Here is a 21,253-nt window from a genome sequence, read left to right as displayed (position 1 = left end):
TGACGGACGGGAGTCCCGGTGCCAGCTGGCACCGGGCCTCCAGACCGTCGTCGGTGTGGGTCTACTGCACCGCCACGAGCGCGCGGACCTGTCGCTGCACCCGGCCGAGCATGCCGACCATGCCGCGGATGCGCAGGGGGCTGACCGCCTCGTTCAGGCCGAGTGTCAGCGGGTAGTCAGACGGCACCGCGAGGACCTGGTCCGCGGTGAGGCCGGAGAGCCCCTGCGCCAGGATCGACGCGAAGCCGCGCGTCGTCGGTGCCTCACGCGGGGCGGTCGCGTGCATCCGGACCACGTCAGCGGCGTCGCCGTCCTGCCCGAGCGTCACCGTGATGAACACCGGTGACTGACACTCCTCGACGCGTTCGAGCTCGTCTTCGTGCCCCTGCAACCGCTCGGGCAGTGCCGGCAGCTCGTTCGAGAACTCGAGCAGCAGCTGCAGGCGGTCCGGCTGGGTCAGGGCGAGGAAGTCGTCGCGGAAGTCGGCGAGGGCCGCGGGGAGTGCGTCGGTCATCGGGCCGGCGCGGTGCCGGGCTCGGAGCCCTGCACGATCGGGACCCGGACCGCGCTGCCCCACTCGGTCCACGAGCCGTCGTAGTTGCGGACGTTCTGGTAGCCGAGCAGGTGCTGCAGGACGAACCAGGTGTGGCTCGACCGCTCGCCGATGCGGCAGTAGGCGATGACCTCATCGGCGTCCCCGATGCCGGCGCCGTCGCGGTAGACCGCCTCGAGCTCGCTGCGGGACTTGAAGGTGCCGTCCGGCGCGGCGGCGGTGGCCCAGGGGATGTTCACCGCAGTGGGGATGTGGCCGCCGCGCAGGGCGCCCTCTTCCGGGTAGTCGGGTGCCGTGGTGCGGTCGCCGCTGTACTCGGGAGCGCTGCGCACGTCGATGAGCGGCTTGCCGAGGTGGTCGAGGACGTCCTCCTTGAAGGCGCGCACGGGGGCGTCCTCACGCTCGACGACGGGGTACTCGACGGCGGTGACGTCCGAGCGGTCCGTCGTGACGGGGCGGTCTTCGGCGATCCACTTGGCGCGGCCGCCGTCGAGCAGGCGGACGTCCTGGTGGCCGAACAGTGTGAACACCCAGAGCGCGTAGGCCGCCCACCAGTTGTTCTTGTCGCCGTAGATGACGACCGTGGTGTCGCGGCCGATGCCCTTGCCGCCGACGAGCCGCGCGAAGGCGTCGCCGTCGATGTAGTCGCGCTGCACCGGGTCGTTGAGGTCGGTGTGCCAGTCGATCTTGACGGCGCCGGGGACGTGGCCGGTCTCGTAGAGCAGGACGTCCTCGTCCGACTCGACCACCACCAGGTCGGCCGGGCCCGCAGGACCGGGCTTGCCGACAGCGCCGGCGTCCAGCTGTTCCTGCAGCCACGCGGTCGAGACGAGCCGCTCGGGGTGGGCGAAGTCGCGGAAGGTGTCGGACGGGTCGACCGGTGCGGTCATCTCAGGGAGCCTCTCTGTGGGTCGTGGCGCCGGACTAGGATCAGTGGTCGGCGTCGGGAACAACGGTACGCGGACCCACTGTCTGCCCGGTGCACCATGACGCCGCACGACTCGTCCCACGTCGTCGCACGACTCGTCCCACGTCGTCCCCGGAAGGCCCTGCATGCCCCAGCACCTCGTCGACCGCGACCCGCAGGTGACCCCGCAGCAGATGGCAGCGGCACTCGTGCCGCCGCCGCAGTTCGCCACCGCGTCGTTCGAGTCGTACCGGCCGGACCCAGACCACCCCTCGCAGGCCGAGGTCCGCGACGCCGTCGCCGCGTTCGTGACTGCACGTCCCGAGCCGGCGAAGCGCGGGCTGTTCGGACGTCGTCGGGCGTCCGCACCCGATCAGATCGAGCGGTCGGGCGTGTACCTGGACGGCGGGTTCGGTGTCGGTAAGACGCACCTGCTCGCAGCCGCCTACCACGCGGCGTCCGGGCGCAAGACCTTCGGCACCTTCATCGAGTACACCGCGCTCGTCGGCGCGCTCGGGTTCCAGGGCACGATCGACCTGCTGCGCGGGACGGCGCTGGTCTGCATCGACGAGTTCGAGCTCGACGACCCGGGCGACACCATGATGATGACCCGGCTCATCAAGGAGCTCAGCGAGACCGGGACGCGGTTCGCGGCCACGTCGAACACCCCGCCGGGTGCCCTCGGCGAGGGACGTTTCGCGGCGCAGGACTTCCTGCGCGAGATCCAGACGATGTCGGACCGGTTCGAGACCATGCGCATCGACGGCCTCGACTACCGTCGCCGCGCCGTGGACGAGTCCGCGCGGGTCGTGCCGGACGTGGCCGCCGCGATGCCGGAGGGGGCGGTCACGATCGACGACTTCCGGTCCGTCGTCGCGCACCTGGCCTCGGTGCACCCGTCGAAGTACGTCGCGCTCGTCGAGGGCCTCGACGCCGTGGGGCTGACCGACGTGCAGCCCTTCACCGACCAGACCGACGCACTGCGGTGGGTGGCCCTGGTCGACCGGTTGTACGACGCCCAGGTGCAGATCGTCGCCTCGGGGTCGCCGCTCGACCGGGTCTACCCCGACGTGATGCTCGAGGGCGGGTACCGGAAGAAGTACCTGCGTGCCGCCAGCCGTGTCGTGGCGCTGAGCCGGGCCTCCTGAAACACACTGTTCACACGGCGAGCCTCCGTGTTACACCCGCGAAACACGTCGTGCTCCGTCGTGAAACACCACCTCGCCAGACTCTGATGCACCCGACGCGGCCCGAGCCGCTTCTGCAATCGAGAGGTGAACAATGCTTGATCAGGGCCAGACCGGCTTCATCTTGATCATGGCGGCACTCGTGCTGTTCATGACGCCAGGCCTCGCGTTCTTCTACGGCGGGCTCGTCAAGGCGAAGTCCGTCATCAGCATGATGATGATGTCCTTCGGGGCGATCGCCCTGGTGAGTGTCCTCTGGGTGCTCTACGGCTACGCGATCTCCTTCGCCAACACCGGCGACCACACCGCCGTGTCCGGCGTCGTCGGGTTCTTCAGCATCGACTGGAACCAGATCGGTCTCGGCCAGGCGTTCGAGCAGTCCCAGTCGACGAAGCTCGCCGCGACCTACCCGGACCTGGCCTTCGTCGGGTTCCAGGCGACGTTCGCGATCATCACGGTCGCGCTGATCTCCGGCGCGATCGCCGACCGCGCCAAGTTCGGCGCGTGGATGGTCTTCGCCGGCGTCTGGGTCACGGTCGTCTACTTCCCGGTCGCCTCGTGGGTGTTCAACCTCACCTCGGGCTGGGCCGCCACGTGGGGCGTCATCGACTTCGCCGGTGGCACCGCGGTCCACATCAACGCCGGTGCCGCCGGCCTGGCACTCGCGCTGGTCCTCGGCAAGCGCGTCGGCTTCGCCAAGGGTGCACACAAGCCGCACAACCCGCCCTTCGTCCTGCTCGGCGCCGCGATCCTGTGGTTCGGGTGGTTCGGCTTCAACGCCGGCTCGGCCGGCGCCGCGAACAGCACGGCTGCGCTCGCCTGGGTCAACACGCTGGCCGCCCCCGCCGCCGCGGTCCTGGGCTGGCTGCTCATCGAGAAGATCAAGGACGGCAAGGCGACGTCCATCGGTGCCGCGTCGGGTGCCGTCGCCGGTCTCGTCGCGATCACCCCGGCCTGCGCCAACCTCACGCCCGGATGGGGCATCCTGCTCGGGTTCCTCGCCGGTGTCATCTGCTGCTTCGCGATCGACCTGAAGTACAAGCTCGGCTTCGACGACTCGCTCGACGTGGTCGGCGTGCACCTGGTCGGCGGCATCTTCGGCACGCTGTACCTCGGCATCTTCGCCAACACGACCGGCCTGATCTACTCGGGCTCGTTCGTCCAGCTCGGCAAGCAGGCCGCTGCGGCCGGCGCCGTGGGTGCGTACTCGTTCGTCCTCGCCTTCGTCATCGGCTGGATCATCGAGAAGACGATGGGCTTCCGCATCAAGACCGAGGACGAGGTCGCCGGCATCGACACCGCCGTCCACGGTGAAGAGGGCTACGTCCTCTACGAGGAGGCCGACAAGACCCCGGTCGGCGTCCGCTGACACCTCCTGCTCGTCCCCGAAGGTCCCCGCGTCCGCGCGGGGGCCTTCGTCGTGCGGGGCCCCACGTGCACGGACACTGGCCGTGGCCGTGGCCGTGGCCGTGGCCGTGGCCGTGCACGCGTGGGCGTCGTGGCAAGGTGGACGCATGACGCCGTCGTCGACACTGACCAACCTGCGCGAGGTCGGAGGGCCCGGGTTCCAGGCCGACCACCGCCGCACCGTGTACCGGAGCAACACCGAGCCGGGCACGTCCGCGAGCGACTACCCGGCCGGTGTGGCGGTGGTGGACCTGCGGCGGGACGACGAGGTCCAGCGGGTGCCGCACCCCCTCGCGCACACCCCCGGGTACCGCGGCGTCCCGATGTTCGATCCCTCGTCGGGGCTCGAGTCGGCTGCGGAGGCGGTCGTGCTCGAGGACCAGTACATCGACTGGCTTGAACGGCACCGTGTCGGCATCGCCGATGCACTGCGTACCGTGGCCGCCGCACCCGGGGACGTGCTCGTGTGCTGTTCCGCGGGCAAGGACCGGACCGGCATCGTCAGCGCGTTGCTCGCCCGGCACTGGGGCGCGGACCTCGGTCGTGTCGGCGAGGACTACGCCGCGAGTGCCACCGGTCTCGCCGAGCGGTTCGCCGCCGAGCGGGCGGTGAGCACCGACCCCGTCGGGACGGCGCGGGCACAACGGTGCGTGCCCGAGATCATGACGACGGTGATCGCGCACGTCGAGCAGCGGTGGGGGAGCGTCGAGGCGTACCTGCGCTGGACCGGGCTGACGGACGACGAGGTCGACGCGCTCTGATCGTGACGGGAGGCCGAGTGCGCGTCCGACGCGCACCGGGCCTCCCGTCTGTGGCCAGGTCAGTGACCGGCGGTCACCAGGCGAAGTCCTCCGGCGAGGTCTTGTGCCCCGGGAAGAGTTCGTCCAGGCGCGCCAGCGCCTGCTCGTCGAGGTGGATGTCCGTCGCGCGGACGGCCGACTCCCACTGCTCCATCGTGCGCGGACCCGTGATCGGTGCCGTGACGCCCGGCTGGTGCAGCAGCCACGCCAGCGCCAGCTCGCCGGGAGTGTGGCCGAGTTCCTTGGCGAATGCCTCGTAGCCGCTGAGCTGGTCACGGTGCCCGTCGACGTACTCGGCGCTGCGGCCGGACAAGCGGCGCGAGCCCTGTTCGGTCTTCTCGATGATGCCGCCGAGCAGCCCGCCCTGCAGCGGCGACCAGGGGATCAGGCCGAGGCCGTAGTGCCGGGCCGCGGGCAGGACCTCACGCTCGACGTCACGGACGACGAGGTTGTAGATCGACTGCTCGCTGACGAGTCCGAGGAAGTTGCGACGCTTCGCCGCTTCCTGTGCCTGGGCGATGTGCCAGCCGGCGAAGTTCGACGAACCGACGTAGAGCACCTTGCCCTGCTGGACGGCGAGGTCCATCGCCTGCCAGATCTCGTCCCACGGGGTGTCCCGGTCGACGTGGTGCATCTGGTACAGGTCGATGTGGTCCGTCTGCAGGCGGCGCAGTGACGCGTCGAGCGACTGGCGGATGTTGAGCGCGGACAGCTTGCCGCCGTTCGGCCACTCGATCATCTCGCCGTAGACCTTGGTGGCCAGGACGGTCTTCTCGCGCCGTCCGCCGCCCCTGGCGAACCAGCGGCCGATGATCTCCTCGGTGGCACCCTTGCCCACCGAGCCGCCGTACCCGTTGGCGGTGTCGAAGAAGTTGACGCCGAGCTCGTGCGCCCGGTCCATGATGGCGTGCGAGTCGTCCTCGCTGGTCTCCGGTCCGAAGTTCATCGTGCCGAGCACTGCTCGTGACACCGACAACCCTGTCCGTCCGAGGTGTGTGTAGTCCATGTACCCGGTCTACCCCGTGCCCTCTGCGTCCTGCCAGGCCCTGCGAGTACCGGTGACGGGGACGGACGGGACGCAGCGACCGGCGCTCGGCCCCGCCTTCCCGTGGAAGGAGCGCATCATCATGCCCGCTGACGAGGACCTGCCCAGCACGCTCGAACGCTCGCCGCAGCACGCCCAGGAGGTCTTCTCCGAAGCGCGGAAGTCGGCCGAGGCGGAGTACGGCACGGGCGAACGCGCGTCGCGGACCGCGTGGGCAGCCGTGAAGCACGAGTACGAGAAGGTCGGCGACCACTGGGAGGCGAAGGAGTCCTCCGGGCCGTCGGACTCGGGCGCCGCCGGGACCCGCGGTTCGGGCCCGACCCAGGAGGGCGTCGACGCGAACGCCTCGAAGGCGCACCTGCTGGAGGTCGCCAAGCGTCTCGACGTCCGTGGTCGGTCGTCGATGACGAAGGACGAACTGGTCGAAGCGATCAAGCGGGCGAACCGCCGCGCGACCGCTGCGGCCCGCGACTGACGCCATCGATGTCGTTGTCGTTGTCGCTCTTGCAGCGGACCGGGTCCATTCCGCGTCACGCATACGGTGCCCGAGAGCGGGAGTAGCGTTCGTCGGATGAACATCCCTTCCCTCCGCGGCAGTCGGATCCTCGGGTTCGGACACCACCAGCCCGCACGAGTCCTGGACAACGCCGAGCTGTCGACGATGGTCGACACGAACGACGAGTGGATCGTCACGAGGACCGGCATCAAGACCCGGCACATCGCGGGCGAGGGCGACACGGTGACGTCCATGGCAACGGAGGCCGGGCGCAACGCCCTCGCCGACGCCGGGGTCGACCCGACGACCGTGGACCTGGTCGTCGTCGCGTCGACCACGCACCACGACCGGGCCCCGTACACCGCCGGTCGCGTCGCCGCGGCGCTGGGCATGGCGAACGGACCCGCACCCATCGACATCAACACGGCGTGCAGCGGGTTCGAGTACGCCATGGGCATCGCGGACCAGGCAATCCGGACCGGCTCTGCCGACACGGCGCTCGTGATCGGTTCGGAGAGACTGTCCGGCATCGTCGACTGGTCGGACCGGTCGACGTGCGTCCTGGTGGGCGACGGTGCGGGCGCGGCGCTGCTCGGCGTCGCGGAGACGCCGGAGATCGGGCCGGTCTCGTGGGGCAGCGTGCCGCACCTGGAGCGCGCCGTCGTGGTCGAGGGGGAACCGGAGCGGTTCTCGCAGGAGGGCCGGTCCATCTACCGCTGGGCGATCACCGAAGCCGCTGGGCATGCCCGGAAGGTGGTCGAGCAGGCCGGACTCACGATGGACGACATCGGCGTCTTCGCCTTCCACCAGGCCAACCTGCGGATCATCGAGCCACTCGTCGCCGCGCTCGGGGGTGAGGCGAAGTACGTCGTCCGCGACGTGGTCGACTCCGGCAACACGTCGGCTGCGAGCGTCCCGCTCGGCCTGTCGAAGGCCTGGTCGCGCGGCGAACTGCCCGAGGGCGTCCCCGCGCTGCTGTTCGGCTTCGGCGGCGGGTTCGCGCACGCCGGGCAGGTCGTCACCACCCCGGTGCGCGCGCGGTGACCGCACGCCACTGACGGACTGGAGGCTCGTGGCGGCGCCGCCACGGGCCTCCTGTCCGGTGGTCGCCTCGTCCGAGCGCGCGGACGATCCGACCGTCAGAGCGCGCGGTCGCTGCGCCCGCCGGACTGCTTCCGCTGCGCTGCCCGCAGCTGCTTGTCCGCCTTCTGCTGGAGCTTCCGGTCGCGGCGCGAGGGCTTCGTCGCCTGAGGGTCGTCCTGCAGCACGAACGGGAAGTGCGCCGGCGGCTGGCCGAACCCGGTCCGGGAAGCCTGGATGACCTTGCGCCCGAGGGCATGGTTGCCCAGACCGCCGACTGCGGCACCGATCCCGAAGGGCAGCGCACGCCCGAGGACCGAGGTGCCCTGTCGCGCGATGAACCGCTTGACGAAGGAGTCCCTGACCTGTTTGGCGATACCGGTCACGGCCTGCTGGGGGAGCGAGGACGCCACCATCTCGCCCCAGAACGCGGTGCGCGCCTGACCACCAGCCGCCTGACCGGCGAGCTGCTTGATGAGCTGCGTGCCCGGCGTGCCGAGGATCATCGCCATGACGAGCGTCCGAGCCCGCTCCGGGTCGTCGATCGTGATGCCGTGGACCTCGGTCACGGACTGTGCGAAGAGTGCCGTCGCCTCGAGGAAGCCGATGGTCTCCACACCACTCAGGCTGAAGCTGGCAGCGATGCCGATGCCCGGCACCACGGCGCTCGCGCCCACCGCAGCACCGCCGGTCGTGACCGCCGTCAGGTAGTGCCGCTCGAGGAACTCGATGACCTGCGCCGGCGTGGCGTCCGGCTTGCGGCGCCGGATGCCGTTCACGTGCGCGACCACGGCAGGGCGCTGCACGTCGAGGACCCGGTCGAGCATCTTCGCCCAGCCCTTCGACGTGGTCGGGATCTGGGGCGCGTGTGTGGACTGGTCGACCGGCGCGTGGGGCAGGGGGATGACCGCCTGGTCCCGCTGGTCCGACCGGTCGTTCTGCTTCGGGGCCATTCCGCCACGCTACGCCGAGCATGTGGGAGGCTCGCTGGATGCCTCCAGAAGACGCGTCCGACGCGATCCGCCGCGCTGCGGGGTTCCTGACCGTCGGCGAGGTCGCCGCGCTGGCCCCGGGGGTGTCGGTGCTGGACTCCGGGTCCACGCTGGTCGGTGCCGACGTGCTGATCGGCAGCGGCACCGTCGTGTACCCGGGAGTCGTCCTCGAGACGCGGGACGGCGGACGGATCACTGTCGGGCCCGGCGTGCGGCTCGGCCCTGGTGCGGTGACGGTGCTGGCCGTCGGGAGCGACGTGACGATCGGCGACGCGGCGGAGCTCGGCCCCGGATCGGTGACGGTGACCTCCGCGGTCGGAGCGCCGGTGCGGATCGGCGCTGCGGTGCGACTGCGTGGCGGTGCCGTCGTGGAGGGGCCGGCGTCGCTCGGCCGGGGCTCCCAGGTCCTGGGCAGTGTCGCAGTCCGCGACGTGGTGCTGGACGGCGGCGGGGGCCACACCGAGCCGGACCCGGACCTTCGTGGCGCTGTCGTGAAGGGCGCCGGACGCGTCCGCGGTGTGCGGCTGGCGGTCGGCGAGGTCGTCGCGGTCGGGGATCTCGCTGACATCGGGGACAGCACGCGCACGAGCCAGATCAGGATCGAACGGCAGCGGGCCCACCACCCGGATGCGCCGCGGCGACGGGCACTCGACTGAGCCTCAGCCACAGGGAACCCCTGCCGCGAGGAGCTTGACCCGGACCACCTCGGGGTCCATCAGGTCGGCCCAGGTCAACCGGACGAAGCCGCGCACCGTGGTGAAGGACCGGATGTGGTCCTCGCGTTGCTTCTCTCGCCAGTGGGCATCGGCGGTGGAACGACCGGCGAGCATCTCGGGGTCCTCGTACTTCGCGCGCCCGTCGACCTCGACGACGACGCCGTGGTCCGGGAACCAGAAGTCGACGACGGCTCGGTGCTGACCGGGGCGGGAGAACTCGAACTGCTGGATCGGTTCGGGGGTCCTGAGCTGCCGGAAGCGCACGCGGGCCAGTGACTCGGCCGGTGATGCCGAGAACGCCGATCCCATCGCGATGGCTGCCTGCGCTCGAGCATGGGCCTTCGGTGCCACCCGTCCGAGTTCTTCGGTGAGCATGTCCGGGAGGACCGTGCGGGCACGGAGCGCGGCGTCGATCATCGGCACCGCGACTGACTGTTCGGCGCAGGCTGCGACGTCGACGAGGGTGCGGACGACGCTGGTGACCGGGGTGCCGGCGAACACCGTCGGCGTGGTGGCGGGGAGTCCGTCGTAGCGACCGGGCGCACGCTGCGATCCGGCAGGTGCTCGGTCATGGTGGATCTGGAGGAAGCGGCTCGCATCCGGTCTCGACCGGCGTGGATCGGTGACCTGCACCTTGTCCGGCGGCGGCGCGGTGAACGGGAGGCCGAGGACAGCTGCTGCGGAAGCGTGCGAGAGTGCCCGCGGTGCGGCGATGAGCGGTGCGCTCGCTCGGACGAGCAGCACGTGTCGGTCCTCGGGCCGGAACGCCGCGACGTCATCTGGCCGTACGAGGACGCCCGGGCGGACGGCGATCAGCTCGCCCCGGCGGACCCTTCGTTGCAGGGCGCGTCGTTCGGCGCTGTCGTGGTGAGCAGTCCGGATGAGCGGGACGCTCGTGGCTGGTGCGTGCATGCCGCCACGATCGCTGAGTACGGGCGACCAGGCCGGGACTTGGGCCGATCTGTGGATGGCGAGCCGGGCCTCCCGGCTGTGGAGGAGGGACGGGCACCGCTGGCGCGACAGAACCGATGTCGTACGACAGCGGACTCGTCGCGACGGTGGCGGCGGACCACCCACCGGCAGCCGGCGCGACAGAACCGATGTCTTACGACAGCGGGAGTGTCGTCCCGAGTCGGTCATGTGTGCACCGCGGGGAGCCAGCGGCCGGCGCGACAGAACCGATGTCGTACGACAGCGGGAGTGTCGTTCCGAGTCAGTGATGCCCGCCAGCCCCGCCCCACAGCCCCGCACCCCCCCCCCTTACGCGCGCACGAGCTCCGCGCGCAGCGGCAGGTCCTGGTCCTCGAGGATGAACTGGGCGCCGACACCGGTCCGCGCGTTGACGACGACGGGCGCCAGCAGGTTCACCGTCGTGCCCGACGTCCCCGGGGTCGCGACGACGAGCAGCATCGCCTCCTCCGGCGCAGTCAGTCCGATCGATGCGGCCTGCGCGTCCGACAACGACGGCGCGTACGCGGGCAGGTGCACGGCGGCGTCGAGCAGGTACAGCCGGGGCGACACCACGCCGGACGCGGTGGTGCCGGTGCCGACCAGCGTGAAGAGCCCGTCGCTGTCGGGGAGCGGGGTCAGCGTGAAGTCGTCGAGCGGTTCGAGGCCGAACGGGGCGACGGAGAAGGCCAGGGAGATGCTCATCGGAGGTAGTCCATCAGGGTCGGCTGCAGGACCTTCGCGGTGACGGCGAGGGCTGCCTGGTAGGTGGTCTGCTGCACCTGCAGGTCGAGGACGGCCTTGGCCAGGTCCTTGTCCTCGACCGAGGAGCGTCGGGCCTCGAGGTCGACCGACGCCGACTTCAGGGACGACTGCGCGGTGATCGCGGCGGCGTGTCGGACACCGACGTCGGCCTGGGCACCGCGCACCGCGTCGATGCGGGCGTCGAGGTCGTTGAGCCTCGGGTTCACGTTCACCCCGTTCTGCAGGTCGGTGACGATCGAGGAGATCGTCGCGAAGACGGAGTCGGCGCCGGTCCCGAAGACGGACGCTCCGGCGGTGTCGACGCGGACGGTGGTGCCGTCCCCGATGCGTCGGTCGACCGGTGCGGTGGACGAGGCCCATCCGCTGGTCGGGTCGAACACGGTGGCAGCGGTCGACGCGCCGGCGAAGACCGAGCGGGTGCCGTACTTCGTGTTCGCACTCGACGCCAGGTCGGTGGCCAGGCCCTGGAACTCGGTGACCAGGGCGTCGCGGTCAGCGTCGCCCATCGTGGCGGAGTTCGCCGCCTGCACGGTCAGGTCCCGCACCTTCGACAGCACGGAGTACACGTCGCCGAGGGCGCTGTCCGTCGTCGCGAGCCAGCCGGCGGCGTCGTCGGCGTTCCGCGACCACTGCGCGTTCGCCGCCTGGTCCTTGCGCACCTGCATCGCGGTGGCGGTGCCGACGGGGTCGTCCGAGGGGCGACCGATCGCCTTGAGGGTGGTGGCCTGGTCGGTGAGCTGCGCGAGCTTCGCGGCACCGGCCTGCAGCCGCGACGTCGCCGCGGCCATGGACATCTGTGTGGTGACCCGGGTGATCACGGTCATCCCCTCCCGACGAGGCCGACGCGGTTGATGAGCGTGTCGAGCATCTCGTCGACGGCCGTCAGGACGCGCGCCGCGCCCTGGTAGGCGTGCTGGTAGCTCAACAGGTTGACGTTCTCCTCGTCGAGGTCGACACCGGCGCCGGACTGCTGCTGCGTCCGCGCGTTGGTCAGGGCGAGTCCGGAGAGCGTCGCCTCGGAGGTGGCCGACCGGGAGGCCGTGCCCACCCCCGACACGAACGTCGCCCAGGACGCATCGGGTGCGTCCACGGCCGCACCCAGCTGCCCGATGGCGTCGGCGACGCGTCCGTCGTGATCACCGGCCGCGTTCCGCGTCGCGAGGCCGCTGGCGTCGGTCGGGACCACGGTGAGGCCCTGGGCCGCGGGGACCCCGGCGGTGAACGTGAAGAAGTCGGCGCCGGTGGTGCCCGCGGGGGTGGTCCCGGTGCGGTGCACGGCGTTCACCTGCGCAGCGAGGGCGGTCGCGACGCGGTCGTACGCGGCACTCGCTTCTGCGAGCGCACCGCCGGTACCGGTCGGGGTCGCGGGGGCGAGCAGGGAGACGGCGCCCGCGATCGAGCCGCCGGAGAGGGCGACCGCCGAACCCGACCCGGAGGTCCAGGTGAGGGACACCCCGGTGCCGTCGCCGAGCCGGGTCCCGCCGCCGAGGGCGACTGCGCGGGCGTCGTTGCCCTGGACGAGCGGGTTGCCGCCGATGAGCACGTCGACGGTGCCGTCGGCGTTCGTCCGGATGGTGCCGCCGGCGAGCGAGGCGATCTGCTCGGTGAGCTGGTCGCGTTGGTCCATCAGCTCGTCGGCGTTGCCACCACCGGCGACGGCGGTCCGGATCCGGCCGTTCAGGTCGGCGACCTGCTTCGCGGCGTCGTTCAGCTGCGCGACCTGGCCCGTCAGGGTGGCGCGGACGCTGGTCCACTGCGCGTCGACGGCCTTCGAGCCGCTCGACAGGGTCGCGGCGACCGTGCCGGCAGCGCCGAGCAGTGCCGTGGCGGCGCCCGGGTCCTCGGTGTGCGAGGACAGGTCGCTCCAGGCGGACCACATCGCGTCGAGCTTGGTGGCGAGGCCGTCCTTGCCCGGTTCGTTCAGCCCGGACTCGAGCTGGTCGAGAGCGCCGGCGCGGGTCGTGGCGTACGACGAGGACCCGGCGGCCGAGCGGACCCCGGCGTCGAGGGTCATCGAACCGAGGCGGGCGATGCCGTCGATGGACACGCCCTGGCCCGCGAGTGCCGCGGTGCCGCGCATGAACCCGGTCTGCGCGGCGGGCACCGAGGACTGGGTGACGCGCTGGCGGGTGTAGCCGGTCGTACCGGCGTTGGCGATGTTCTGGCCCGTGACCTCGATGCCGGCGCGGGCGGCGCTGAGGCCGGAGTACGCGGTGGCGAGGGAGCCGAAGGTGCTGACCACGGGTCACAGGCTCCCGTCGAACAGTCGGGCTTCGCCCGAGGACCGGCCGGAGGTGCCCGTCGCGTCGTACGTCGCAGCGTCGCCGAGGGAACCGGCGAGGGTCTCCTCCGTCGCCTGGGCGGCGGTGCGGAGGAAGCGGTCGTTCTCGTCACGCAGGGTGCCGATGTGCGTCGTCAGTTCGAGCATCGCCTGCAGGTGCGACGCGAGGATCTCACCCCACGGCCCGGACGGTGCCGCGGCGACGACCTCGCGCAGGGGTGCTGCCGGGTCGACGCCCCACTCCTCGGCGACGGCGGCGCTCTGTGCGCTGCGTTCGAGGCCGGTGGTGCGGAGGCGTTCGAGCACCTGCTCGACCTCGCGGCTGGCGTGCGACACCCAGCGGGAGCGGCCGGCTGCCAACAGCAGCTGCTCCTCCTCGAGCTTGAAGGTGAGCAGTTCGAGCAGTTCTCGTTCGCGCCAGAGCACGGCGGACAGGTCGTTCACGCTCATCATCTCCTCCCGGTGTCGGTCATCCTGCGGACAAGGAGGACTATCGGCCGACGTCGACGACCCGTAAGGACCCCCGGGTGCCCGAGATCCGCCCCCGCACTGGGGACGTCCACCGGGGCGTCGCCCCCGCACTGGGGACGTTCACAGGGGTGTTCAGTGTTCCCCCAGCCGGTACGTTCGAGATGCACACCGGGGGAGACCCCGGGACGCGCCTTCGGGGGCGCGGCGTGCTCCACCCGGAGGGACCCGGGTGGCTTCGGCGTACACACCGGTCACCACGCGACCGGTGTCTGCCGCGCCCACGACCCGGGCGAGGAGCACGGACGGGTCGACCCCCAGGGACGGGGTCGGACCGATCGAGACGACCAGGGGAAGACCGCATGGACCGCACCGAACGCAACGCGATGATCACCGAGCACCTGCCGCTCGTGGGCTACATCGTGTCCGACGTCCGCGCACGCGCCACCCACCTCGACCGGGACGACCTGGCCGCCGTCGGGTCCCTCGCCCTGGTCGCCGCAGCGCAGGCCTTCGACCCCACCCTCGGCGTGCCGTTCGGTGCCTACGCCCGCACCCGCATCACCGGCGCGATCGCCGATGACATGCGCTCCGCCGACTGGGCGAGCCGTGGCACCCGCAAGCGCATCCGCGAGGCCCTCGCGACGCAGGAAGCACTGTCCTCCCGCCTCGGCCGCAGCGTCTCCGTGCAGGAGATCGCCGACGCGATGGGCGTCGACCGCCAGACCGCCGCCGACGCGATGAGCGACGCCGGCCGCACCGTGACGCCGATCGACGAGACCGTGCACGACACGGTGGCCGCCGAGCTGCCGCTCCCCGGCGACGACCTGGTCGAGGCCGAGCGCCGTCGGTACCTCCGCGCCGCCGTGCAGGCCCTCCCGGAGCGGATGCGGCACGTCGTCGAGGCCGTCTACTTCGACGACCGGTCGGTCACCGAGGTCGCCGCCGAGCTCGGGATCACGCACTCCGCGGTGTCGCAGCAGCGCTCCGAGGCGATGCGGCTGCTGCGGGACGGACTGGCCACCCACTACGGCGACGGGGGAGCCGCACCCGAGCCGGTCTCGCGCACGACGACCGCCCGCCGCAGCGCGTACCTGGCCCGCGTGGCGACGAACGCCGCAGTGGGTGTGGCCCGCGCGGTGCAGGACGCAGCGACCGGCCACCAGGTCGTCGCCAGTTAGTCGTGAGGACCGCCGACGGACGAATTCGTCGCGGTTCTCCTAACGCCTCCGGCCGCCCGGCCGACAGGCATGGATGTCAGCCCACGGACGGGCAGACGAAGACCCACTTTTCACGGAGGAAACCACCATGGGTATGTCCATCAACACCAACCTCTCGGCACTCAACACGTACCGGAACCTGAACTCGACGCAGGGTGACCTGTCGAAGTCCCTCGAGAAGCTCTCGAGCGGCCTCCGCATCAACCGTGCCGCCGACGACGCAGCCGGTCTGTCGATCTCCGAGGGGCTGAAGTCCCAGGTCGGTGGCCTCACGGTCGCCGCCCGCAACGCACAGGACGGCATCTCCGTCGTGCAGACCGCTGAAGGTGGCCTCACCGAGACCCACTCGATCCTCCAGCGCATGCGCGACCTGGCCGTCCAGGCCGGCAACGACTCGAACAACGACGCGTCGCGTGCGGCGATCAAGACCGAGTCGGACCAGCTGCAGCAGGAGCTCGGCCGCATCGCCTCGTCCACGAACTTCAACGGCACGTCGCTGCTCAACAGCAACGCGACGCTGAAGTTCCAGGTCGGCGCGAACGGCGACGCCAACAGCCAGATCTCGGTCGACCTCTCCGGCGCGAACGTGTCGAAGATCGTCGACAACCTGTCTGGCGGCGCGAGCACCACCGGTTCGAAGTTCGACATCGCTGACGTGTCCAAGCTCGCCGGTGCGGCGACCTTCCAGGTCACCAAGGGCGGCGAGACCACCAGCGTCACCACGGGCAACCTCGGTGCAGCTGGCTCGTTCACGAGCGTGCAGGGCTACGCCGACGCACTGAAGGCCGACGCGAACTTCGCGGCGAACTTCTCCGTGACGGTGAACAAGGACGCCAACGGTGCCGGCACCGGCATCACGGTGACCGCGAACAACGGCGGCGCTGTCGCTGTCGCAGCGCCGGGCACCGGCGTCGCAGCGGGCACGGCCGGCGTGGCCTCGACCGGTGGGGTCGCCTTCGACACCGCCGACAAGGCGCAGGCCTCGATCAAGCTGATCGACGAGCAGATCGCCCAGGTCTCCTCGGCCCGCTCGAACCTCGGTGCGATCCAGAACCGCTTCGACCACGCCATCAACGTGACGAACGTGGCCAAGGAGAACCTCACCGCGGCGCAGTCCCGCATCACGGACGTCGACATGGCGGAGGAGATGGTCAAGTACACGCGCGACAACATCCTCAGCCAGGCCGGCACCTCGATGCTCGCGCAGGCGAACCAGAGCACGCAGGGCGTCCTCTCGCTCCTGCGCTAGCCGGTCACGCGCTGCCTTCCGGGGTCGTTCAGGTCCTCCGGGAGGCAGCGCGCCCACCCTCGTCCCGATCCAGTCCGTAGTGCCCAGGGAGCCCCACGATGTCGACGACGTCAGCGACGGCGAGCAGCCTCGCGATCGACGGCCTGGTCAGCGGGCTGAAGACCACCGACCTCATCAACTCGCTGATGGGCGTCGAGCAGGTGCCGCAGACGCTGCTGAAGAACAAGGTCACCGCCACCACCTCGTTCGTGTCGTCGCTGCAGACGATCAACGGCCTGGTGCAGTCACTGGCGACCAAGGCAGCAGCGGCGGCGAAGCCCGCGTCGCTCGACGTGTTCTCGGCGACCTCGAGCTCGACGGCCGTCACCGTCAGCGCCGGCACGACCGCGTCCGCCGGATCGGTGTCGTTCACGGTCGGACAGACCGCGTCCGCGCAGGTCGGTGTCACCGCGGCGATGTCCACGTGGGGATCGCAGGCCGAGCCGCTGACCTTCGTCCGGCCGGACGGCACGACGACGACGGTCACGCCCGCGTCCGGGTCGCTCGACGACACCGTCGCGGCCATCAACGCCTCCACCGCCGGGGTCAGCGCCACGAAGGTCGCCGCGGGGACCGACGCCTCCGGCACGAAGACCTACCGACTGCAGCTGACGAGCACGGCCTCCGGCGCCGCGAACGGCTTCTCGGTGTACCGCGGGACCGCGGACCAGGTCACGGCGGGCACGGCCACGAACGTGCTGACCGAGTCGGGTGCCGCCACCGTCACGGCAGCGTCGGACGCGTCCGTCACGCTGTGGGCGGGGACCGCTGCCGCGCAGACGATCACCAGCACGACGAACACGTTCAGCGACCTGCTGCCCGGGCTCGCCGTCACCGTGACCAAGCCATCGACCGATCCCGTCACCGTGACCGTCGCCCGCGACACGAGCAAGGCGCAGGCCGTGGCGTCCGGACTCGTCGACGCCTTCAACGCCGTCGCCGGGTACTACACGTCGAACACCGGCGTCACGAGCACCACCAGCCCGACGACCGGTGCGACCAGCACCACCGCCGGCGTGCTGCTCGGCGACGCGACCACCCGCTCGGCGGTGCAGCGCCTGACGAGTGCGATGTCGACCCCGGTGAACGGCAAGTCGCCCTCGTCGGTCGGCATCACGATCGGCAAGGACGGCACCTTCTCGTTCGACGCCGACGCCTTCCAGAAGGCGCTCGCGGCGGACCCGGCCGGCACGCAGGCGATCGTCGCCGGTGTCGCCCAGAACGTGTCCGACGCCGCCACCGCAGCCAGTGACAAGTACACCGGCTCCATCACCACCGCGATCACCGGACAGCAGTCCGTGGTCAAGGACCTCAACGACCAGATCGATGCCTGGACCGACCGCCTGACCGCGCGACGCGCGACGCTGCAGGCGCAGTACTCGGCACTCGAGACCAGTCTCAGCAAGCTGCAGTCGCAGTCCAGCTGGCTCTCCGGCCAGCTGTCGTCACTGTCGTCACAGAGCTGAGCGAGGAGACACGATGTACGACCGGAACACCCTGCGCCGCCGCGCGCAGTACACGAACGAGTCCGTGCTGTCGGCCACCCCGGCGCAGCTCGTCACGATGCTCTACGACCGCCTGCTGCTCGACCTGCACCGCGCCGAGGCCGCACAGTCGACGAGCGACTGGGAGGCGGCGCGCGAGCAGCTCCTGCACGCGCAGGCCATCGTGAGCGAGCTGTCCTCGACGCTGCGCATCGACGTCTGGGACGGCGGTGAGGGACTGATGGCGATCTACACCTACGCGTCGTCGTCACTGATCACCGCGAACGTGCACCGGGACGTGCAGGCCACACGCGACTGCATCCGCATCCTCGAGCCGCTGCGCCAGGCCTGGCACGACGCCGCCGGCGCGATGCCGGCGTCGGCCCCGGTCGCGTCGAGCGGAGCGCTCGGTGTCGCCTGACCAGCGTCAGCACGACGAGCAGCGCACCGCCTGGGAGGCCGTGCTCACCACCCTGGAACAGGCGGCGGTCGCTGACGACCCGGCCTCCTGGCAGGAGCCGACCGGGCTGGGACCGGTCCCGCGGGACCTGGTGGGGCGTGCCTCCCGGCTGCTCGCCGCGCAGCGGGACCGCCTGCAGACCCTGGAAGCGCTGCGCCGCGACACGCTCGGGCACCTCGGTGCGCTGCGTCGGGTCGACGCGACCCGCGAGCCGCAACGCTCGGTGTACCTCGACGCCTCGGCCTGACACCCCTGCTGGACGAACGCTGAGGCCCCCGTTCGGGGCGAGCGCTAACGACCCGTCCGCGGAGTCCGACAGCGCTCCACGAGCACGGATCGCTCGACCAACCGGCCACGGATCGGCCACCACCGCACGACGACAGCACCGCATCGCGGCGTCGTCCTGACGAGGGGTACCTCCGTGTTCGATTCCGTGACGTCGGCAGCGCTGCAGAGTGCGCTCGACGGCCTGTCGATGCGCCAGCGCGTGATCGCGAACAACATCGCGAACGTCAACACCACGAACTACCACGCCGAGAAGGTGCAGTTCGAGGACGCCCTGGCCCAGTCGGTCGTCGACGGGAACGGCCGCACCACGCCGACCGTCGCGCGGAGCCTCGAGCCCACGAACACGAACGGCAACAACGTCAACCTCGACGAGGAGACGCTCTCCAACGTCGACACCGTGCTCCGCTACCAGTTCGCCACGCAGGCGATGAACTCGGAGCTGACGAGCGTCCGCGCGGCGATGCGGACGAACTCGTGACGACCTTCGACGCGATCGGCATCGCGAGCACCGGCCTCACCGTGCACCGCAAGTGGCTCGACGCGATCTCCGACAACATCGCCAACGTCAACACCGTCCGCTCGATGGACGACTCCGCCTTCCAGGCCCGGTACGTCGAGGTCCAGGAGGGTGCCGGCGTCTCCGGCGCCTACGTCAAGGGCGCCGCGTTCGGCAGCGCCGCCGGCCGCGTCACGTACGACCCGGACAACCCGCTCGCGAACCCGGAGGGCTACGTCCGCATGCCGGACATCGACCTCGGCACGCAGATGGCGGACCTCATCATGGCCCAGCGCGGCTACCAGGCGAACGCCGCCGTGGTCGACCGTGCCAAGACCGCCTACGAGGCGGCACTGCAGATCGGGAAGAACTGATGCCCATCGACGCCGTCAACGGTGTGACCACGAACGCGCTCTCCGGCGTGTCCGGCATGTCCGTCATCTCGCCGAACACGAGCACCCAGTCAGCCACCGGCGTCGACGGCTCCTTCGCCACCAGCCTCGGCAACGCCGTCGACGGCCTGCAGGAGCTGCAGAGCACGTCGAAGACCCTGGCGCTCAAGGCCGTCACGGGCAACCTCGACGACATCCACGACGCCACCATCGCGTCCACCCGCGCGCAGGTCACGCTCGAGCTCGTCGCCGCCGTCCGCAACAAGGGCGTCGACGCCTTCAACGAGATCATGAGGATGCAGGCCTGATGCCCGCTGCACTGCAGAACCTGTTCGGACGCCTCGGCGCCTACGTCAAGGGCTTCTCCGCCGCCCAGCGCACCATCGCGATCATCGGGGTCGCGGCCCTGGTGCTCGGTGGCGTGGCGCTCGCGTCGTGGCTCGGCAAGCCGTCCTACGCGCCGCTGTTCACCGGCCTGGCCGCGGCGGACGCCAGCAGCGTCACCGACCAGCTCACCACCGACGGCGTGCCGTTCCAGCTCACCGACGGCGGCGCGACGATCCTGGTCCCGCAGGCGTCCGTGTACACCGAGCGACTCAAGGCGGCGTCGAACGGCCTGCCGTCGTCGAACGAGGGCGGCTACTCGCTGCTCGACAAGATGGGCGTCACGAGCTCCGAGTTCCAGCAGGACGTCACGTACAAGCGCGCCATCGAGGGCGAGCTGGCGAAGACCATCTCGGCGATGGACGGCGTGCAGACCGCCACCGTGCAGCTCGCGATCCCGGCGAAGTCGGTGTTCGTGTCCGAGGAGAAGGACCCGACCGCGTCGGTGTTCATCGCGACGAAGAACGGCGTCGAGCTGACGACCGACCAGGTGCAGTCGATCGTGCACCTGACCAGCGCCGCGGTGGAGGGCATGCAACCCACCGACGTGTCCGTGGTCGACGCGAAGGGCCAGACCCTGTCCGCCGTCGGCACCGGCGCGACCGGCTCCGGCGCAGACCAGGCCGCCGACTACGACGCCACCACGTCGAAGAAGATCCAGGACCTGCTCGACACCACCCTCGGCGTCGGGAACGCCAGCGTCGTCGTGTCGGCCACGATGAACCAGAACACCGGCACGCGCACGTCGGAGGCCTTCACGACGCCGACGACCGGGCCCGTGGCCCTCAACGAGTCCTCGACCACCGAGCAGTACGGCGCGGGCGCGGCCGGGGGAGCCGGTGCCACCGGGGTCCTCGGTCCGGACAACATCGCGGTCCCGAACGGCACCGCGACCGGGGCGGCGAACGGCGACGGCGGGTACAAGAACGAGTCGGCGACCAAGAACAACGCCGTCGACAAGACGACCGAGACCACGCAGATCCCCGCCGGCGGGGTCGACCGGCAGACGGTGTCCGTCGCGCTGAACAGCAAGGCCGCGTCGGTGCAGAACGCGAACCTGCAGAGCATCAACGACCTGGTGTCCGCCGCAGCCGGTGCCGACACGACCCGGGGCGACCAGGTCAAGGTCGCGATGATGGACTTCGACACGAGTGCCGCCGACGACGCCGCGAAGGCCCTGAAGGCCCAGCAGACGGCCGACCAGCAGGAAGCCCTCTGGTCCTCGATCCGCACCGCCGGGATCGTCATCGGCATCGCGCTCGCGCTGATCGCACTGATGGTCGTCCTGGTCCGCCGTGGCCGTCGCCAGGAGCGCGAGAGCGTCGACGTCGGCGAGCTCGACGCCTTCGGCAGCGCCTTCGAGATGCCGCTCGCGGTGGACCCGGGAGCCGACCGCGCCGGGCTCGCCGCCGGGGACGCCCCGACCGTGGCGCTGTCGGCCCTGCCGCTCGACGACGCCCCGACCGAGGTGCTCACCACCGACGAGGTCTCCGCCGAGCGTCGGCGCCAGGACATCTCGAACCTGGCCGAGCGCGACCCGAAGCGCACGGCCGAGCTCCTCCGCGGGCTGCTCGACGACCGGACCTCGGTGTGAGC

24 protein-coding genes are annotated in these 21,253 nt (G+C 70.9%); 15 read left to right on the top strand and 9 right to left on the bottom strand.

The window, feature by feature from the left end:
• Positions 1 to 61: 61 nt before the first annotated feature.
• Positions 62 to 514: a SufE family protein gene (locus BIU90_RS14810; RefSeq protein ID WP_071300917.1), complete on the bottom strand. Its 453-nt coding sequence runs from the start codon at positions 512 to 514 to the stop codon at positions 62 to 64.
• Positions 511 to 1,443, bottom strand: a complete 933-nt coding sequence (locus BIU90_RS14805; protein ID WP_071300916.1) for a sulfurtransferase — start codon at positions 1,441 to 1,443, stop codon at positions 511 to 513. The genes BIU90_RS14810 and BIU90_RS14805 overlap by 4 nt, the downstream gene beginning before the upstream one ends.
• A gap of 163 nt (positions 1,444 to 1,606) precedes the next feature.
• Here BIU90_RS14805 and zapE point away from each other — a divergent pair, with 163 nt between their 5' ends.
• The 3 genes from zapE (at position 1,607) to BIU90_RS14790 (ending at position 4,815) form a co-directional block, all read left to right on the top strand.
• Positions 1,607 to 2,608 carry a cell division protein ZapE gene (zapE, locus tag BIU90_RS14800; RefSeq protein WP_071300915.1) on the top strand — a complete coding sequence of 334 codons (1,002 nt, stop codon included), beginning with the start codon at positions 1,607 to 1,609 and terminating at the stop codon, positions 2,606 to 2,608.
• A 133-nt stretch (positions 2,609 to 2,741) separates the two neighbouring features.
• Positions 2,742 to 4,016: an ammonium transporter gene (locus tag BIU90_RS14795; protein ID WP_071300914.1), complete on the top strand. Its 1,275-nt coding sequence runs from the start codon at positions 2,742 to 2,744 to the stop codon at positions 4,014 to 4,016.
• Between the two features lie 145 nt (positions 4,017 to 4,161).
• Positions 4,162 to 4,815, top strand: coding sequence for a tyrosine-protein phosphatase (locus BIU90_RS14790; protein ID WP_139195289.1), 654 nt, complete (start codon positions 4,162 to 4,164; stop codon positions 4,813 to 4,815).
• 73 nt (positions 4,816 to 4,888) lie between these two features.
• On the opposite strand, the gene BIU90_RS14785 is transcribed toward BIU90_RS14790, so the two are convergent.
• Positions 4,889 to 5,860 (bottom strand): aldo/keto reductase, encoded by a 972-nt coding sequence (locus BIU90_RS14785; protein ID WP_071300912.1) that lies wholly within the window; start codon positions 5,858 to 5,860, stop codon positions 4,889 to 4,891.
• Between the two features lie 121 nt (positions 5,861 to 5,981).
• Between BIU90_RS14785 and BIU90_RS14780 the strand changes: the two genes are divergently transcribed.
• Positions 5,982 to 6,374 carry a ChaB family protein gene (locus tag BIU90_RS14780; protein WP_071301075.1) on the top strand — a complete coding sequence of 131 codons (393 nt, stop codon included), beginning with the start codon at positions 5,982 to 5,984 and terminating at the stop codon, positions 6,372 to 6,374.
• Positions 6,375 to 6,470: 96 nt separating this feature from the next.
• The gene (locus BIU90_RS14775) at positions 6,471 to 7,439 is read left to right on the top strand and encodes a beta-ketoacyl-ACP synthase III (protein ID WP_071300911.1); all 969 of its coding nucleotides are present in this window, start codon (positions 6,471 to 6,473) and stop codon (positions 7,437 to 7,439) included.
• A gap of 95 nt (positions 7,440 to 7,534) precedes the next feature.
• Here the strand turns inward: BIU90_RS14775 and BIU90_RS14770 are convergent, their stop codons facing one another.
• Positions 7,535 to 8,428, bottom strand: a complete 894-nt coding sequence (locus tag BIU90_RS14770; protein WP_254787068.1) for a hypothetical protein — start codon at positions 8,426 to 8,428, stop codon at positions 7,535 to 7,537.
• Positions 8,429 to 8,466: 38 nt separating this feature from the next.
• Here BIU90_RS14770 and BIU90_RS14765 point away from each other — a divergent pair, with 38 nt between their 5' ends.
• A complete protein-coding gene (locus tag BIU90_RS14765; protein WP_139195288.1) occupies positions 8,467 to 9,123 on the top strand; it encodes a hypothetical protein in 657 nt (218 codons plus the stop codon).
• 3 nt (positions 9,124 to 9,126) lie between these two features.
• Here BIU90_RS14765 and BIU90_RS14760 read toward each other — a convergent pair whose 3' ends face one another.
• The 5 genes from BIU90_RS14760 to BIU90_RS14740 form a co-directional block, all read right to left on the bottom strand.
• Entirely contained in the window at positions 9,127 to 10,095 is a 969-nt protein-coding gene (locus BIU90_RS14760) for a hypothetical protein (protein ID WP_139195287.1), read from the bottom strand.
• Positions 10,096 to 10,443: 348 nt separating this feature from the next.
• Positions 10,444 to 10,836, bottom strand: coding sequence for a flagellar assembly protein FliW (gene fliW / locus BIU90_RS14755; protein WP_071300908.1), 393 nt, complete (start codon positions 10,834 to 10,836; stop codon positions 10,444 to 10,446).
• Positions 10,833 to 11,714: a flagellar hook-associated protein FlgL gene (flgL, locus tag BIU90_RS14750; protein ID WP_071301074.1), complete on the bottom strand. Its 882-nt coding sequence runs from the start codon at positions 11,712 to 11,714 to the stop codon at positions 10,833 to 10,835. Before flgL ends, fliW begins: the two co-directional genes overlap by 4 nt.
• Positions 11,715 to 11,716: 2 nt before the next feature.
• Complete coding sequence (flgK, locus tag BIU90_RS14745; RefSeq protein WP_071300907.1) at positions 11,717 to 13,138, bottom strand: flagellar hook-associated protein FlgK; 1,422 nt, start codon at positions 13,136 to 13,138, stop codon at positions 11,717 to 11,719.
• A 3-nt stretch (positions 13,139 to 13,141) separates the two neighbouring features.
• A complete protein-coding gene (locus BIU90_RS14740) occupies positions 13,142 to 13,627 on the bottom strand; it encodes a flagellar protein FlgN (protein ID WP_071301073.1) in 486 nt (161 codons plus the stop codon).
• 380 nt (positions 13,628 to 14,007) lie between these two features.
• Between BIU90_RS14740 and BIU90_RS14735 the strand changes: the two genes are divergently transcribed.
• From BIU90_RS14735 to fliF, 9 genes are all read left to right on the top strand, one after another.
• Positions 14,008 to 14,826 (top strand): sigma-70 family RNA polymerase sigma factor, encoded by an 819-nt coding sequence (locus BIU90_RS14735; protein WP_071300906.1) that lies wholly within the window; start codon positions 14,008 to 14,010, stop codon positions 14,824 to 14,826.
• 127 nt (positions 14,827 to 14,953) lie between these two features.
• Complete coding sequence (locus tag BIU90_RS14730) at positions 14,954 to 16,114, top strand: flagellin (RefSeq protein ID WP_071300905.1); 1,161 nt, start codon at positions 14,954 to 14,956, stop codon at positions 16,112 to 16,114.
• A gap of 98 nt (positions 16,115 to 16,212) precedes the next feature.
• Positions 16,213 to 17,619, top strand: a complete 1,407-nt coding sequence (gene fliD / locus BIU90_RS14725) for a flagellar filament capping protein FliD (RefSeq protein ID WP_071300904.1) — start codon at positions 16,213 to 16,215, stop codon at positions 17,617 to 17,619.
• A gap of 13 nt (positions 17,620 to 17,632) precedes the next feature.
• On the top strand, positions 17,633 to 18,058 hold the full coding sequence (gene fliS, locus BIU90_RS14720) for a flagellar export chaperone FliS (protein ID WP_071300903.1): 426 nt from the start codon (positions 17,633 to 17,635) through the stop codon (positions 18,056 to 18,058).
• Positions 18,048 to 18,344 (top strand): hypothetical protein, encoded by a 297-nt coding sequence (locus tag BIU90_RS14715; RefSeq protein ID WP_071300902.1) that lies wholly within the window; start codon positions 18,048 to 18,050, stop codon positions 18,342 to 18,344. Before fliS ends, BIU90_RS14715 begins: the two co-directional genes overlap by 11 nt.
• 174 nt (positions 18,345 to 18,518) lie before the next feature.
• Positions 18,519 to 18,863 carry a flagellar basal body protein gene (locus BIU90_RS14710; protein WP_071300901.1) on the top strand — a complete coding sequence of 115 codons (345 nt, stop codon included), beginning with the start codon at positions 18,519 to 18,521 and terminating at the stop codon, positions 18,861 to 18,863.
• Positions 18,860 to 19,255: a flagellar basal body rod protein FlgC gene (locus BIU90_RS14705; RefSeq protein WP_071300900.1), complete on the top strand. Its 396-nt coding sequence runs from the start codon at positions 18,860 to 18,862 to the stop codon at positions 19,253 to 19,255. Before BIU90_RS14710 ends, BIU90_RS14705 begins: the two co-directional genes overlap by 4 nt.
• Positions 19,255 to 19,581, top strand: a complete 327-nt coding sequence (fliE, locus tag BIU90_RS14700; RefSeq protein ID WP_071300899.1) for a flagellar hook-basal body complex protein FliE — start codon at positions 19,255 to 19,257, stop codon at positions 19,579 to 19,581. Before BIU90_RS14705 ends, fliE begins: the two co-directional genes overlap by 1 nt.
• On the top strand, positions 19,581 to 21,251 hold the full coding sequence (gene fliF, locus BIU90_RS14695) for a flagellar basal-body MS-ring/collar protein FliF (protein WP_071300898.1): 1,671 nt from the start codon (positions 19,581 to 19,583) through the stop codon (positions 21,249 to 21,251). The genes fliE and fliF overlap by 1 nt, the downstream gene beginning before the upstream one ends.
• Positions 21,252 to 21,253 lie beyond the last annotated feature (2 nt).

Origin of the sequence: Curtobacterium sp. MCBA15_001 (genome assembly GCF_001864835.1) — a bacterium.
Lineage (GTDB): Bacteria > Actinomycetota > Actinomycetes > Actinomycetales > Microbacteriaceae > Curtobacterium.
The sequence above is the reverse complement of the archived record's forward strand: the minus strand, read 5'-3'. Positions and strand labels throughout refer to the sequence as shown.

What these genes read in the sequence shown, in the direction of transcription:
- BIU90_RS14810 (WP_071300917.1), bottom strand. Translation starts at nt 514, where the DNA reads ATGACCGACGCACTCCCCGCGGCCCTCGCCGACTTCCGCGACGACTTC.
- BIU90_RS14805 (WP_071300916.1), bottom strand. Translation starts at nt 1,443, where the DNA reads ATGACCGCACCGGTCGACCCGTCCGACACCTTCCGCGACTTCGCCCAC.
- zapE (WP_071300915.1), top strand. Translation starts at nt 1,607, where the DNA reads ATGCCCCAGCACCTCGTCGACCGCGACCCGCAGGTGACCCCGCAGCAG.
- BIU90_RS14795 (WP_071300914.1), top strand. Translation starts at nt 2,742, where the DNA reads ATGCTTGATCAGGGCCAGACCGGCTTCATCTTGATCATGGCGGCACTC.
- BIU90_RS14790 (WP_139195289.1), top strand. Translation starts at nt 4,162, where the DNA reads ATGACGCCGTCGTCGACACTGACCAACCTGCGCGAGGTCGGAGGGCCC.
- BIU90_RS14785 (WP_071300912.1), bottom strand. Translation starts at nt 5,860, where the DNA reads ATGGACTACACACACCTCGGACGGACAGGGTTGTCGGTGTCACGAGCA.
- BIU90_RS14780 (WP_071301075.1), top strand. Translation starts at nt 5,982, where the DNA reads ATGCCCGCTGACGAGGACCTGCCCAGCACGCTCGAACGCTCGCCGCAG.
- BIU90_RS14775 (WP_071300911.1), top strand. Translation starts at nt 6,471, where the DNA reads ATGAACATCCCTTCCCTCCGCGGCAGTCGGATCCTCGGGTTCGGACAC.
- BIU90_RS14770 (WP_254787068.1), bottom strand. Translation starts at nt 8,428, where the DNA reads ATGGCCCCGAAGCAGAACGACCGGTCGGACCAGCGGGACCAGGCGGTC.
- BIU90_RS14765 (WP_139195288.1), top strand. Translation starts at nt 8,467, where the DNA reads ATGCCTCCAGAAGACGCGTCCGACGCGATCCGCCGCGCTGCGGGGTTC.
- BIU90_RS14760 (WP_139195287.1), bottom strand. Translation starts at nt 10,095, where the DNA reads ATGCACGCACCAGCCACGAGCGTCCCGCTCATCCGGACTGCTCACCAC.
- fliW (WP_071300908.1), bottom strand. Translation starts at nt 10,836, where the DNA reads ATGAGCATCTCCCTGGCCTTCTCCGTCGCCCCGTTCGGCCTCGAACCG.
- BIU90_RS14740 (WP_071301073.1), bottom strand. Translation starts at nt 13,627, where the DNA reads ATGAGCGTGAACGACCTGTCCGCCGTGCTCTGGCGCGAACGAGAACTG.
- BIU90_RS14735 (WP_071300906.1), top strand. Translation starts at nt 14,008, where the DNA reads ATGGACCGCACCGAACGCAACGCGATGATCACCGAGCACCTGCCGCTC.
- BIU90_RS14730 (WP_071300905.1), top strand. Translation starts at nt 14,954, where the DNA reads ATGGGTATGTCCATCAACACCAACCTCTCGGCACTCAACACGTACCGG.
- fliD (WP_071300904.1), top strand. Translation starts at nt 16,213, where the DNA reads ATGTCGACGACGTCAGCGACGGCGAGCAGCCTCGCGATCGACGGCCTG.
- fliS (WP_071300903.1), top strand. Translation starts at nt 17,633, where the DNA reads ATGTACGACCGGAACACCCTGCGCCGCCGCGCGCAGTACACGAACGAG.
- fliE (WP_071300899.1), top strand. Translation starts at nt 19,255, where the DNA reads ATGCCCATCGACGCCGTCAACGGTGTGACCACGAACGCGCTCTCCGGC.
- fliF (WP_071300898.1), top strand. Translation starts at nt 19,581, where the DNA reads ATGCCCGCTGCACTGCAGAACCTGTTCGGACGCCTCGGCGCCTACGTC.